Below are 13,018 nucleotides of genomic sequence, written 5' to 3' on the forward strand. Positions count from 1 at the left end.
ATAGCAAGCTGGACGTTCGGGGCATCAAAGCACATCATGAATGAGAATAGTCCTTAGGCCGTCCAGTTTGCTTTCAATTTTGCAATCGAAGGGTCGGTTCGAGGGCGCTCTGAACGGATGATTCGGGCAGGCGGTCGAACGAGGGCATGCTGGCGCAGGCCTCCGTACAAGTTTTGCAAAAGCAATCCGGACGCCCGATACAAATAGATATGCAGACCCTCGCCCCGGCCCTGATGAATCAATTAGAATGGAATCGCTAAAGCCCGAGCAGCTTGGGCGTCATGATCACGTCGTCTGGCGGGACGGCATGGACACCGAGGCTCTCGAGCAGGTTTGCAGGCAGGGTCAGGGAGGCGAGCCGAATGGGCGCCGCCCCCTGGCCGGGCCTGGGATACGAGTTCACGTGCGAGCACGCCTCGGCAACGTCGTTGAACGTGAGGGCATCGAAGTCGGTCCCCTTCGGCAGTATCTTCCTCAGCTCCACATGGTTCTTCTCGCACGCCCCCTTCTGGCCCGGCTTCACCGGATCGCAGTAGAACATCCGGGTGCGGCGCGATCCGCCCGCGCCGGTCTCGATCTTCGCGAAGTCCAGGAACTCCGAGCCGCGATCTCCCAGCATCACCGGGAAGACGTCTTCGAAAACGCCTTCGCAATAGGCCTCCACCGCGTCGAGGGCGGCCTTCACGTGGGCCTGGTCCTTGTTCTCGAGCAGGATGAAAAGCTGGAAGAACAGGCGGACGAAGTGGAGCGTGAGGATGCACTTCGAGTTGCGGCGGAGGCCTTCCACGCAGTCCACCTGGACGGTGAGCAGCTTGAGGTCGTCGGGCAGGGCGAGCCAGTCGGCGTAGGTCCTGCCGGCAAGGTCCATCTTGGGCTTGCCGTCCGCCCACTCCTTGCGAGGGGCGTACTTGACCTTCTTGGGCAGCTCGATGTTGGCTAGCCCCATCACGCCCTTGTCCATGTAGTTGTAGAAGGTGCGCTCGCACACCGGGAACTCGGATCTATGGGTGAGCCAGATGGCCTGAAGGCTCTGCCCTTGGGAAAGGAGCCCCTTCACCTTGCCCACCATGTCTTCCAACTCGCCCGGCTCGCAGGCGATGCCGGCATGGGCCGCGCTCAAGCGGGCGTCGTGGGCTGCCTGTGCCTTCGAGGCGACGTAGCGCGCTTTCTCAAAGGTGCAGTAGGCGCGTTTGCCGCACTTCGAGCAGACGAACGGCGCGCGCTCGCGGCGCGCGCAGGTGTGCGGGTCGAACTCCCTGCAGATGTCCCAGCAGCGCTTCATGCCGCAGCGCTTGCAGGCTGCGGCGCGGGAGGAGCACAAGGGGCAGAGCGCGACCTTGGTGCAGCCGCGGTACTTCGCACACCTTGCCTGGGCCTTCTGCGGCATCGCCTTGGGCTTGAAGAGCACCCTGTTGAGCCTCACCTCGTTGGATACCGTCGTGGGCGACACCTCGAGCTTCCGGGCGATCTCCCGAAAGGACGCGCCCTCTTTGAGCATGTCCTCTATCTCGCACCTGTCGTCGAAGCCCAGGTGCGCTCCCTTCTTCTTGGGCATGGCATCCTCCTTCCCTGGGCCGGGAGAAGGGCTTGTCCATGGTAGAGAAACAGCTCGAAGAAGAAAAGCGGCCCATGCTCGGGCCAGAAGGCCTTCGCACAGGGCAAGGGCTTACGCTATCCGATTGCAAGTTCAAACTGGACAGGTGTCCAGCTTGCGAATTCAATTAAGGCAGGGTCGCTGCCGGCTGAGGAGGGAGCACCCGAGCCTGCGTGCGGCGCCTGCGATTGCGAGCCGCTTGCCCCTGCGCGCGAGCGACTGCCCTGAAAGGTTGGTATACTGGATGCCTTCGATGGGCGATTGCCCGGGTCGGGTCCTCGGCGGCTCGGTTTCGGCGCGTGCTGCTGAGGTGGGAGACAATGGCTGAAAATGCAGGTGCGGCCGCACGGCCACGCACGATGGGGGACGACGGCGCGCCGATGACGCGTTGGCAGCGGTGGCTCCACAGCTTGTGCGTGCTCATGGTCGCATGGGCGCTGGTCGAACTTGTGGGAGGATCTGCCCTGTGGGCGGCCTATGCGGTCGATATGCCGCTGCTCGGTTCGGTTGGCCGCGATCTCGTCGTGCCCCAGACGGGCGCTATGGCGTTTTTGGGGGCTCTTCTCAACTTGGCCATAGGTGCGCTCGGCATGCGCGGGGCGAAGAACCCGCGCAGGATCACGCTTTTCTTTTGGATCGTGTTCGCGGATGCCATGCTGACGGCGTGGGCCCTAGCCAGTAGTATATCGTATGGCAGATGCGACCTTACCTCGCTCGTGAGCGGCCTATTCGTCATCGCGCTCGCCGTATGCGCTTGGCAGGTGCGCGGCCAGACGGGGTACTTCGACGAGCATCCCTGAGCAAGGACGCCCCGATGCGCATCCGAAGGCGCCGGAGGCTGTGCGCGGCACCGCGATGCGCGTCATACGGAAGATGCTCGGCGGCTCGCCCTAGGCCGGAGTTCGGGCGCATGCGAAGAGCGCGAGTTCCTCGATGAGCAGGTTGAGCTCGGCGTCGCGTGAGGAGTCGGCGTTCGTCGTCATGCGCAGTTCCGCTCCTGCCGAGTCGGGCCGCCGCCCCGGCACGCCGATCCATCCGCGCAGTGCGGGCTTCAGGGCCTCGCAAAGCTCCGCGAAGCGCGTGACCGACTCAGGATGCGCAATGCGGTACGAGCATCCGTAGCCGGTCGCCTGGTCGAGCGCCTTCAGGCGGCGCGGCGAGTACAGGGGATGCCGATCAGGATACCGAAGGAACAGGTACACGCAAGCCGTATAGTAGTTCCCGTGGGACGACCGTCGAGGGACCGCGTTCGCAACGAGGGCGCGGTGTTGCTCGAACAGGCGTGCTGTCTCGGCCTCGAATCGACAGATGCGCTCGATGAGCGGCTCCTTCTCGTCGAAGAGCGATCGGAGAGCATGCCTCGTCGCTTCTGGCTCCGCCTGGGCAAACGCGAGCATCTCTTTGTGAGGGTTGAAGAAGTATCCCTTGAACAGCAGATGATGGCTCTCTGCAAGCGCGTCGGACAGCATGGCTGCAACATCGTCCGCTTCCTCGTTCCATCGAGCTTGAAAACATCGGACAGCCCGGCGGGTCCGATCGTCGCGATCGTGCTGCAACAGGTGTGCGCCGTATGCATCGAGCAGCTTCGCCGTCTTTTTCGGATCGAGCACGGGAGTCTCGGGTGTGCAGGCGCGTGGCGGCGGGAACGCATCGGGCCGCACCCATGACAGGACGATGGGCAACACGGTTCGGCCCGGCAGGCGCAGGTTCTCCACCTGCGCCTGCACCCGCTTCATCCCAGCCTCGTCCGAATCGCGTTCCATGGCGACGGCGAACAGGTTCCAGAGCGCCTCGATCTGAAGCGGCTCGGCCGCGCCGCGGCCAAAGAGGCGCGCCTGCCGGTCCTGGACGAGGGCGAGCCCTTCGAAGGACTCCGGCGGGCGGACGTCGAGAAGGCCGAGCGCATCGCATAGGCAGGTGAAAAGACGAACGCGCCGATTATCGTCCAGTGGACGACAGAAGGCGGCGAAGATCGTGAACGGGCAAATGTCGTTCAGATCCTCGCCATTTTCGATAATAGGCAGCGAGACGCAGCTCTCTTCGAGCGCATAGGCGAGCGCATCGATGAGCGCACCGCGATCACGCCTTCGCTCCAGCACCGCAGTTGCGAGCCGCTTATGTGCGGCAAGCCACGGGTACGATTCGATTCGATTCTGCATAGCGAAACCTCACTGCCGCTCGAACGTGCGGGCACCGCCGGGAGGGAGGGTAGCGGCGCCCGCGTTCGAGGGAATCGTTCTAGATGTCGATGCTCGGTATCTGCTCGTGGGCGTTGCCGCCTGCGGCGTTGATGCCTGCCATGCGCCCGAAGGTCACGCAGCGCCCGTGCCCGATGCCGGCCACGAAGGTGGGGTAGTCGCCCGCACCGAAGAAGTCGCCGGCCGACGAGCCTGCCACGTACAGGCCCTCGATGGGCTGGTCGTCGATGTCGAGAACGCGGCATTCCAGATCTTGGCGTAGCCCGCCGCACATGGTGAGCAGGCAGGCCTGCAGGTGTCCCGCGTAGAAGGGGGGCTGCACGATCGGTGCAAGGATCTCGGCGCGCTTGCCGAAGTCCACATCGTCGCCCTGCACACACAATTCGTTGTAGCGCTCCACGGTGGCGACGAACACCGCCGGGTCGCAGCCGATCTGCTCAGCCAGGCCTTCGAGCGTGTCGGACTCGAACGTGAGGCCCTGCTCCACCTCGCCTTCGAGCACCGCCTGCTGCGCCTCGAGGCTGTACTCGCCGCCGATACGTTGGGTGAGCTGGCCCCATTGCAAACCGCCGCCGATGCCGGCGTCCACCTGGCGCTTGACCTCCGCCAGCCCGTTCGCGTCGTAGATTGTGTAGGCCTGCTTCGTCGGCTGGAACGCCTTAGTGATGCTCTTGGACTGGGTGTTCACGTCCTCGTTCTTGAAGCGCTGGCCCAAGCCGTTCACATGGAGGAACCCGTAGCTGGCCGCGCCGAAGTCGAGGTGCGTGACCGAGGCGTGGGGCTCGGACTTCTGCATGGCCGCGCCGACCCACATCGCCTGCTGGTGCAGCTCGCCCTGGTTCGCCTCGGGCGGGATGTACACGTACATGTCGGTGGAGAAGTTCTGGAACGGGGCGTAGCACTGGATCATTTCCTTGTTCGAGCCGTAGTCGCCCGCGGCGATGACCACGCTGCCCGCCTCGTAGCGCGTGAGCGCGCCGTCGTCGGATTCGGTGACGGCTCCGGCGATGGGCCCGTCGCCGTCGCGCAGCAGGCGCACGCATTTCTGGCTCCAGCGCAGGTCGACGCCCTTGTCAGCCAGCACCTCGTAGAGGCGCGGCATGAGGACGATGTTGCCGAAGGTGTTGTCCTCGCCGTAGAACGTGAAGTTGAACGTCTGCTCCTCGGTGCCCGTGATGTAGAACGCGTGGGTGACCGGGTACTCGGTGTAGTCGGGGCCCTTGTAGTAGCCGTCCCAGACGTAGGTGGTCAGATCCTTCGGCTCCACGAGGTCTGCGAGCCAGTCGAAGCACGCTCCGCTCTTGCGCGACCACTCCCACAAGAGCGGCTCCTTCACACGGCCCTGCGCCCAGTAGATCCACCGGCGGATGAGCTGGCGGTAGTCTGGCTCCTCCATGAGGCCTTCCGCCACGAGCTCCTGCTGCTTCTTCGTGTGGAACGCCGCGATGTCTAGCCCGCGACCGCAGACGGTGTCGGTGGGGCTCTTCTCCACCACGATGACGCGCGCCCCCTCTTCGGCCGCGGCGATGGCCGCGCAGCAGCCCGCCAGTCCCGCGCCGATGACGAGCACGTCGCACTTCGCCGTCTCCGCGATGTCACCTTCCGGAATGTCCTCGGGCGGCGTGCTCCAGCTCCACGTGCCCTGCGTCATGCTCTTCGAGTCGAGGTCGAATATCTCGTGCTCGGCCGAAGCGGCGGCGCTCTCCGAAGCCGGAGCGCCGCCCTGGCTTGCGGGCGCGCATCCTGCGAGCGCGCCCCCGGCGATGCCCGCGCCTGCGAGCGTCGACCCGATAAGGAACTGCCTGCGCGACAACGACCTCTTCTGCGTGTTCTTCCCTATGCTCATGGTGCCCTCCTGTTCCGGGCCGGCGCTTGCGCGCTCCGGCTCCCCTGCGAATGGGGCCGCCGTTCGCAGCCGTTCCCGAACATGGTGGCCCGTGTTCCCCAATGCGCACCCTTGCCGGACGCGCCTGCGCTCCGCTTCGTCGCGAGGAGCGCGTCCGATCGCCCACGAGGGCGGCGGACGCCTCGACTATAGGATGGCGAGGCGGCGGCGCGTCACCCATCAGCCGGGTAGTTTGGGCGATTTTGGGAAAATCCCCCAGCTAGGGGGAGGGATTCGGACGGCCTCTCGGCGCATGATGGGCCTGCTTCGCGCCGAGCCCGCATCGCCCGCGTCCGCGCGGCCGCTCGATGCGCTTATAATGCAACAAGGGGAGGGTTGCTATGCGCAGGACATCGGGTGGCAGGGGATCGCGTTCGTGGCGACGACTCGTCGCCTCCGTCGCTGAGCGTCCTCTGCTATGCGTGGCGATGACGTTCTACTGGCTGTGGATCAATCTGGGGTTCCAGATGCCCGTCGTGTTCCGCCCGGTGGTGATGGGCGCGGGGATCTCGGTGCCCTCGCAGCTCGGGCCGTTGTTCGCGAGCGCCGCGGCCTACCTTGCCATCAGCGTCTGGTTCGCCCGTTCGCGCAGGACGTTCAAGAGTGGGTCGTTCGTCACGGCGGTGTGCGTCGCCATGTCCGTGTCCTCGGCGTTCATCGTGTCGTGGCTGGCATTCACGATGGTCCCTTCGGGAACGGGCGGCACGATGATCTTGCTGCACGAGTCGATGGCGGGTGCGAGCGCGCTTCTGTACGCCACCGGCTCGGTCTTGTTCGGCGCCTCGTCAGCATTTCTCTGCATAGAGCTGCAGCGCATATTCGGCAGCCTGGGGTCCGAGCACGTGCTGTTCCATGGGTCGGTCGCCATGCTCGTGTCCGTTTCGGCCATCCTCGTGCTCTCGTTCGTCCCCGAGGCTGTGCAGCGTGCGGTGTTCGTGCTCGCGCCTTTGCCCATCGCGCCGTGCCTGCTGCGCGTGCGCCGGGGCTTCACGAAGCAAGAGCTGTTCGGCCGCGGGGTGGACGCGGAGTTGAACGTTCCGTACAAGCTGCTGGTGACCGCCCTGCTCCACGGCGTGTCCCTGGGCGTGCTGCTGGGAAACCCCCTGTTCCAGAGCGGTAACCGCGCTCTTTTGGCTTGCGCTGTGCTGGGATATGCCGTTGCGGCGGCGCTCATCCTGGCCGCGGCCATCTCGGCGCGATTGAGCTTCAATACGCTGATCTACCAGATCGGGTTCCCCATCATCGCCGTGGGCATCTACCTTATTGCAACGGTCGACGACGCGGCGCTCGTGGGCGTGTCGGTGCAGCTTGCGGGGTTCTGCTTCCTCCATCTGGTGATGTGGGGCGCGTGCGCGTTCCTCATCAAGAGCTTCGATATGCCGGCCTCATGGGTCATCGGCACCTCGACGTGCTTGTTCATGCTCGGGCAGCTTGTCGGAGGCGTGGTGAGCGCGGCGGCCGGTCAGTTTGCGGACGCCTCCGACATGCTCGACCGCGTTAACGTCACGATGCTCCTTATCGTGCTCGGCGCGGCGCTGTGCATGATGAGCAGTCATAATCTGCGCACCGGGTGGGGGCTTGCGAAACCCGACACGGAATCGGGTCTCGACGATGCGTTCGGGCGAGCCGTGGCAATGCTCGCCTCGGATGCGGGGCTCACCAAGCGCGAGGGGGTGGTGCTCGCCCATGTCGCGCGCGGCAAGAACCGCCAGACCGTAAGCGAGGAGCTGTGTATCTCGAAGGAGACGGCGAAAAGCCATATGCAGAGCATCTACCGGAAGGTGGGCGTGCATTCCCAGCAGGAGCTCATCTCGTATCTAGAAGAGCGCGCCCGCCGCGCCGACGACGGGTGAGCGGGCGCGCCCCTTGATCGCTTGCGGCCTCCGCTAGTTCGCGGCCGTCTTCTCAAGCTGGGCGACGATGGCGTTGAGCGCGCCGTCCACGTCGTAGTCCTCCACGCGCCCGGCGTCGCACAGGCGGGCGAACGCGGGGTCGATGGGCAGTGTGGCGTAGGCGGGGATGCCATAGCGCTCAGCCACGGCCGCGCCCTGGGGCTCGCCGAAGATATGGTGCTTCTTGCCGCAGTCGTCGCAGACGAAGTACGCCATGTTCTCCACGAGGCCCAGCAGCTCCACGTTCATACTGTGCGCCAGGTTCACGGCCTTGCCTACGATCATGGCCACGAGCTCCTGCGGGGCCGACACGGTGACGATGCCGTCCACCGGCAGCGACTGGAACACGGTGAGTAGCACGTCGGAGGTTCCCGGAGGCATGTCAACGAACAGGTAGTCGATGTCGCCCCAGTTCGTCTCGCAGTAGAACTGCTTGATGGCGTTGGACACCACGGGGCCGCGCCAGGCGACGGGCACGTCTTCCTTCGGCAGCATGAGGTTCGTCGACATGATTTTGATGCCGCTGGCGGTGGAGGCGGGCACTACGCCGTCGGCATCGGCGGTCAGCGGGGCGTTTATGCCAAACGTCTTGGGTATGGACGGGCCCGTGACGTCCGCGTCGAGGATGCCCACCGAACAGCCGCGCTTCTGCATCTCGCTGGCCAGAAGGCTCGTCACGAGCGACTTGCCCACGCCGCCCTTGCCCGAGACGATCCCGATGACGTGCTTGATGTTCGACCGTGCGTTTGCGTCAAGCGTCAACGGCCCCTGCGTCGTTCGGTCTCCGCAGCCGGACACGCCGCAGCTCCCGCATTCATGCGTGCAATCTTCTGCCATGATTCCCTCTTTCCGGATTTTCAGCGTCCGCTCTCCGCGGGCGCGCCGCTCGTCATATGGGGCATGATAGCATAGTGGCCCGACGGCGCACGGTGCGCCCGAAAGCGCGCTGACGAAAAGGAGCGGAGCATGCTGTTCGCGAACATTGACCTTCTGGACGAGAACCTCGACCATCGAAGCGGCCAGTGGGTCGGCGTGCGCGACGGGCGCATCGCCTACCTGGGCGCCGAGCCGCCGGCGGGCGAGGAGGCCGCGGCGTACGGCGAGGTGTATGACGGGCGCGGCAGGCTGCTCATGCCGGCGTTCTTCAACGCGCACTCCCATGCGCCTATGACCCTTCTGCGCGGCTATGCGGAGAACCTGCCGCTACAGGCATGGCTCAACGACGCCGTGTTTCCTTTCGAGGCAAAAATCACGCCCGAGGACTGCTACTGGGCCGCGCTTCTGGCCTGCGCCGAGATGGCGCGCTACGGCTGCGTGGCCTTCTCGGACATGTACTACCACATGGACCAGGTGGCCCGCGCGGCGCTCGACGCGGGGCTGAAGCTCAACCTGTCCGACTCGCTTCTGGCGTTCAACGGTGAGGGGCTCGCCGGCCTGCCGGTGGACGGGGAGAACCGGCGGCTGCTGCGCGATCTGCAGGGTGCGGGCGACGGGCGCATCGTGGTGGACTGCAACATCCACGCCGAGTACACCTCCAACCCGCGCGCCGTGGCCGACCTCGCGGCATTCGCCCGCGAAGAGGGCCTGCGCGTGCAGGTGCACGTCAGCGAGACGCGCCTGGAGCACGAGGAGTGCAAAGAGCGCCATGGCGGCCTGACGCCGGTGCGCTACTTCGACAGACTGGGCCTGTTCGACGTGCCCGTGACGGCGGCGCACTGCGTGTGGGTGGACGACGGCGACATCGACATCCTGGCCGAGCGCGGCGTGTTCGTGGCGGTCAATCCCGCCTCCAACATGAAGCTGGGCAGCGGGTTCGCGCCCGTGCCGAAGATGCTCGAGCGCGGCGTGGAGGTGTGCCTGGGCACAGACGGCATGGCCTCGAACAACAACCACGATCTGATGCAGGACCTCTACCTGCTGGCGCTTCTGTACAAGGGATCGACGGGCGATCCGGCCGCGGTCGAGCCGAAGCAGGCTTTGCGCGCCGCCACGCGCGCAGGCGCGCTCTCGCAGGGGCGCGAGGACTGCGGGTTGGTGGCGGTCGGGGCAAAGGCCGATCTCTGCGTGCTCGACGTTACCGGCCCCTCGTGGGCGCCCATGACGAACCCGCTGGTGAACGTCGTGTACGCGGGCCACGGCGCGGACGTGCGCCTCACGATGTGCGACGGGCGGACGGTCTACCGCGACGGCGCGTGGCCCACGCTCGACGTGGAGCGCGCGAAAGCCGAGGTGGACGCCCGCACCTGCCGCATCATGAGCGAGCTGTAGGGGGCCTAGTCGCAGTCTTGGCTGCTCGGTATGAGCTCCCGCTCGACCGCCTCTTCGTAGAGCGAAGCGACATCGGGATGCTTCATGAGCGACCCGAGGACCGTGTCGGCTGCCAATCGCGCGACTTGGTGCTTCGAGAGCACCAAGGACCGGTTCCATATGCTCGTTTTCGGATTGTCGTTCGTGGCGAGGGCGCGGTGGTATTGGTGCTGCAGCCCTTCGGTCAACGAGAGGGCGACGCTGACGGTCAGGGCGGGGTCGGCTGAGGACAAGTCGCCGTCCTCGACTCCCTGGAGGACGATTTTCTCCATGGTCTCCCGAAGCGTCCGGTACGTTTCAAAGAAGCTTTCGAGCCGATCCGGATTGGCGAGGGCGGCTGCTTCAAGGTCGAAGTAGTCGACTGGGAGATCGCACATCATTATCACGTCGGAATAGACGATGGAATAGAGATACAGCGGCTTTTCCCCATGCAAGGCTGAAATGCGCGACGCGAGGAGCATGGAGCTTTGGCTTTTCTGCAGAATGGCCTCGAGCAGCTCCTCTTTGTTCTTGAACCAGTAGTAAAGGGATGACTGGTCGAGCCCCGCCGCTCGAGCGATGTCGCTCATCGTCGTATCGCGAAAGGGCTTGCGGGCGAACAGGGCTATGGCGGCGTCGATGATTTCCGCTTGCCGGGCCATCTTCTCCGACTCCGTTTTCCGGGGACGTCCCCTTCTGCGTTTTTGGGAAGTGCCGCTCATCTTGTCGGTCATGTGCGCTCCTTGCGTCTTGCATATCGATGCCGCCCGCCTGATCGCCTGTGCCGGCATGGGCGATCAGGCGGGCGTTTCATGCTCTGATCTCTCATTATGGCCGAAAAGGCGCGCGCAGGCGATGTTTGTGTGAAATCCGAGGAGGAGCCTTGTTTGCAATGCGCGGTTCGGGAGGGCTCATTCCCGGGTCGTCGCACGCGCGGACGGGGGCAGGTCGAGCCCTTCAAGCTGGCGAAGGATTCTGCCGTGGGTTATGCGGCCGCGCGTCACGGCCGTCCCGTCCGCCAGCGTGCACGAAGGGGAGATGTCGAGCAGCGGCGTGACGGTGAAATCGCGTTCCAGCAGGCGAGGGTGGGGTAGCGTCAGCCGTTCGTCGTCGCAGAGCGCGTCCTCGTAATCCAGAATATCCAGATCGAGCGGGCGGGGGGCGTTCGGGAAGGTGCGCATCCGCCCTTCTTCGCGTTCAATGCGCTGCAGCTGGTCGAGGAGCTCGTGCGGCGTCAAGGCGGTGCGGACTTCAAGCACGGCATTGGCGAAGGGCTCCTGCTCGGTGTGGTAGGCAGGCTCGCTTTCGTACAGGGGCGAAAGGACCGCAAGCTCGGTTTCGGGCAGGCGCGCGAGAGCTGCAAGGGCATGTTCGATGTGGTCCGCCCGGTCGCCTTGGTTCGACCCGAGGGCCAGGTAAGCACGCGCGTGCCTTCGCCCCGAAGGATCGCTTTCCCGGCAGGGCGTCGTGCTTTCAGCTTCGGTTTCGTCGTGCATGTCGGTTTCCTCGATTCCGCTTCCGAAAATCTGCGCCATGCAACGCATCCTAGCATATGCGATATGCAGCGGCGGAACCTCCGGGCGCGCCTGTGGGGCGCAAGCGCCTCAACGAAGGGGAGAAGTGCGGTTCGCTTTCCTCGCTTGCGATAGGGGAGGTCGATCAGTTGCGAACCGTTTCTGCAGTTCAAAGCTACCCTTCTGAAACCATTCAAGAAATCAATATAATATTGATAATAATATATTGAAAAAAATATGGGCGCATCGTACCATACAGGTGTCTTGAGGGCTGAAAGCTCGTTTCGCGAGAGGGGGCCGGGAACGGAAGAGGGTTCTTGACGATCGATGACGATCGGTCGAGGGCGGACGATGTCGCCTCCTGGACCTGGGCGAGTGGGTGCAAGGAATTTCTTGCGACAACGCCGACTCGCTTCCTTCGTTTCGCAGCACCGGTTCACGACGCCAGCGTTCTTGCCACAAGGCTGGGGCCCCGCGCTGCTTAGGAGACTCTTGGACGCTTGCGTCGCAAGCGCTCATGATGACGAGAAAGGATCCAGCATGGCGAAATACATTATGACGGACCCGAATTTCAGCGAAGGAACCGATCAGGCAGTCATCGAGGCGATTGCCGACTGCTTCCGCAACAAGCCCGGCATCAAGGTCATCGGCTACGAGCCCGATCCGGATTTCGGCCGCCTGCCCTTCGAGCTGCTGGGAACGATGGAGGCCCTCAAGCCAGCTTTGCTCGAGGCGTGCGGCGTGGCGTACAAGCTGATCGACATGAACAAATACACCGGGCGCCATCCCCAGATCGGCGCGGTCGACACCATCGAGTGCTACACGGTTGGCGACACCACGGTCGACGAGGTCAAGGCGTTCGCCGAGGATCTTGGCAAGACGATCTACGAGCAGTACGATGTGCCCATCTACTACACGGGCGAGAACGCGACCAAGCCGGAGAACAAGGGCCTGACGTTCATCCGCAAGGGCAATTACAAGGGCGCCAAAGACGACGTTCCCAACAATCCCGACCGCAAGCCCGATATCGGCCCGGCGAAGCTGCATCCGACGGCCGGCGCCACCATCGTGGGCTGCGTGACGGAGCATGACGCGTACTTCAACGTGCTTCTGGACACCGAAGAACTCGATATCGCCAAGAAGCTTGCGAACTACGTGCGCGGCCGCACGGGCGGATTCGCCAACATCCAGGGCGCGGTCGGCTTGCCGCAGACGCATCGCCGCACCGGCAAGCGTTGCGTGATGGTTTCCTGCGAGATCACCAATCCCGAGCAAACCGCCCTGCACCGCGTGTTCAACCTGCTGCGCGATGAGGCGGCCCGTTATGGCGTGCCGGTCATCTCCAGCCAGATTTGCGGCACGGTGAGCGCGGAGACCCTGGTCAGTGTTGCGGAATGGTATCTCCAGCTGGAGGCTATCAACGGTCCGTGGAACTACCAGCAGCAGATCATCGAGAACCATCTGATCGAGCTGGCCATGGAGGACAACGGCTAGAATCGCAGTCCAACGGGTCTGCGGAGGGGATGTTCCGACGAGAATGGCGGCGGGGATGCATGCGAAGGGTCCTTCGCCGCCGTTTCCAACCAACGCGCGTGTTCCATATTCGTTTGACGTTGCGCATACTGCTGCGTGGTGGGTCGTCGTGTCCC

At 64.4% G+C, this 13,018-nt stretch carries 10 protein-coding genes; 4 read left to right on the forward strand and 6 right to left on the reverse strand.

Annotation, left to right across the window (positions count from 1 at the left end):
- Positions 1-256 precede the first annotated feature (256 nt).
- Entirely contained in the window at positions 257-1,555 is a 1,299-nt protein-coding gene (locus ABGT83_RS00520) for a helix-turn-helix domain-containing protein (RefSeq protein WP_346685486.1), read from the reverse strand.
- 359 nt (positions 1,556-1,914) lie between these two features.
- Here ABGT83_RS00520 and ABGT83_RS00525 point away from each other — a divergent pair, with 359 nt between their 5' ends.
- Positions 1,915-2,394 carry a hypothetical protein gene (locus ABGT83_RS00525; RefSeq protein WP_346685488.1) on the forward strand — a complete coding sequence of 160 codons (480 nt, stop codon included), beginning with the start codon at positions 1,915-1,917 and terminating at the stop codon, positions 2,392-2,394.
- 90 nt (positions 2,395-2,484) lie between these two features.
- On the opposite strand, the gene ABGT83_RS00530 is transcribed toward ABGT83_RS00525, so the two are convergent.
- Both ABGT83_RS00530 and ABGT83_RS00535 read right to left on the reverse strand, forming a co-directional pair.
- Positions 2,485-3,753 carry a hypothetical protein gene (locus ABGT83_RS00530; RefSeq protein ID WP_346685490.1) on the reverse strand — a complete coding sequence of 423 codons (1,269 nt, stop codon included), beginning with the start codon at positions 3,751-3,753 and terminating at the stop codon, positions 2,485-2,487.
- Positions 3,754-3,832: 79 nt separating this feature from the next.
- Entirely contained in the window at positions 3,833-5,638 is a 1,806-nt protein-coding gene (locus tag ABGT83_RS00535) for an FAD-dependent oxidoreductase (protein ID WP_346685492.1), read from the reverse strand.
- 380 nt (positions 5,639-6,018) lie between these two features.
- Here ABGT83_RS00535 and ABGT83_RS00540 point away from each other — a divergent pair, with 380 nt between their 5' ends.
- A complete protein-coding gene (locus ABGT83_RS00540; protein WP_346685494.1) occupies positions 6,019-7,530 on the forward strand; it encodes a helix-turn-helix transcriptional regulator in 1,512 nt (503 codons plus the stop codon).
- Positions 7,531-7,563: 33 nt separating this feature from the next.
- Here ABGT83_RS00540 and ABGT83_RS00545 read toward each other — a convergent pair whose 3' ends face one another.
- Complete coding sequence (locus ABGT83_RS00545) at positions 7,564-8,406, reverse strand: Mrp/NBP35 family ATP-binding protein (protein ID WP_346685496.1); 843 nt, start codon at positions 8,404-8,406, stop codon at positions 7,564-7,566.
- Between the two features lie 129 nt (positions 8,407-8,535).
- Here ABGT83_RS00545 and ABGT83_RS00550 point away from each other — a divergent pair, with 129 nt between their 5' ends.
- A complete protein-coding gene (locus ABGT83_RS00550; RefSeq protein WP_346685498.1) occupies positions 8,536-9,837 on the forward strand; it encodes an amidohydrolase family protein in 1,302 nt (433 codons plus the stop codon).
- 5 nt (positions 9,838-9,842) lie between these two features.
- On the opposite strand, the gene ABGT83_RS00555 is transcribed toward ABGT83_RS00550, so the two are convergent.
- Both ABGT83_RS00555 and folK read right to left on the reverse strand, forming a co-directional pair.
- Entirely contained in the window at positions 9,843-10,517 is a 675-nt protein-coding gene (locus tag ABGT83_RS00555) for a TetR/AcrR family transcriptional regulator (RefSeq protein ID WP_346685500.1), read from the reverse strand.
- 249 nt (positions 10,518-10,766) lie between these two features.
- Complete coding sequence (folK, locus tag ABGT83_RS00560; RefSeq protein WP_346685502.1) at positions 10,767-11,351, reverse strand: 2-amino-4-hydroxy-6-hydroxymethyldihydropteridine diphosphokinase; 585 nt, start codon at positions 11,349-11,351, stop codon at positions 10,767-10,769.
- Positions 11,352-11,909: 558 nt separating this feature from the next.
- On the opposite strand from folK, the gene ftcD reads away from it, so the two are divergent.
- A complete protein-coding gene (gene ftcD, locus ABGT83_RS00565) occupies positions 11,910-12,863 on the forward strand; it encodes a glutamate formimidoyltransferase (protein ID WP_346685504.1) in 954 nt (317 codons plus the stop codon).
- Positions 12,864-13,018 lie beyond the last annotated feature (155 nt).

Origin of the sequence: Enteroscipio rubneri, assembly GCF_963929405.1 — a bacterium.
Classification (GTDB): Bacteria; Actinomycetota; Coriobacteriia; order Coriobacteriales; family Eggerthellaceae; genus Enteroscipio; species Enteroscipio rubneri.

Coding starts and splice junctions, on each gene's coding strand:
- ABGT83_RS00525 (WP_346685488.1), top strand. CDS start 1,915: ATGGCTGAAAATGCAGGTGCGGCCGCACGGCCACGCACGATGGGGGAC.
- ABGT83_RS00530 (WP_346685490.1), bottom strand. CDS start 3,753: ATGCAGAATCGAATCGAATCGTACCCGTGGCTTGCCGCACATAAGCGG.
- ABGT83_RS00555 (WP_346685500.1), bottom strand. CDS start 10,517: ATGGCCCGGCAAGCGGAAATCATCGACGCCGCCATAGCCCTGTTCGCC.
- folK (WP_346685502.1), bottom strand. CDS start 11,351: ATGCACGACGAAACCGAAGCTGAAAGCACGACGCCCTGCCGGGAAAGC.
- ABGT83_RS00535 (WP_346685492.1), bottom strand. CDS start 5,638: ATGAGCATAGGGAAGAACACGCAGAAGAGGTCGTTGTCGCGCAGGCAG.
- ABGT83_RS00520 (WP_346685486.1), bottom strand. CDS start 1,555: ATGCCCAAGAAGAAGGGAGCGCACCTGGGCTTCGACGACAGGTGCGAG.
- ftcD (WP_346685504.1), top strand. CDS start 11,910: ATGGCGAAATACATTATGACGGACCCGAATTTCAGCGAAGGAACCGAT.
- ABGT83_RS00540 (WP_346685494.1), top strand. CDS start 6,019: ATGCGCAGGACATCGGGTGGCAGGGGATCGCGTTCGTGGCGACGACTC.
- ABGT83_RS00550 (WP_346685498.1), top strand. CDS start 8,536: ATGCTGTTCGCGAACATTGACCTTCTGGACGAGAACCTCGACCATCGA.
- ABGT83_RS00545 (WP_346685496.1), bottom strand. CDS start 8,406: ATGGCAGAAGATTGCACGCATGAATGCGGGAGCTGCGGCGTGTCCGGC.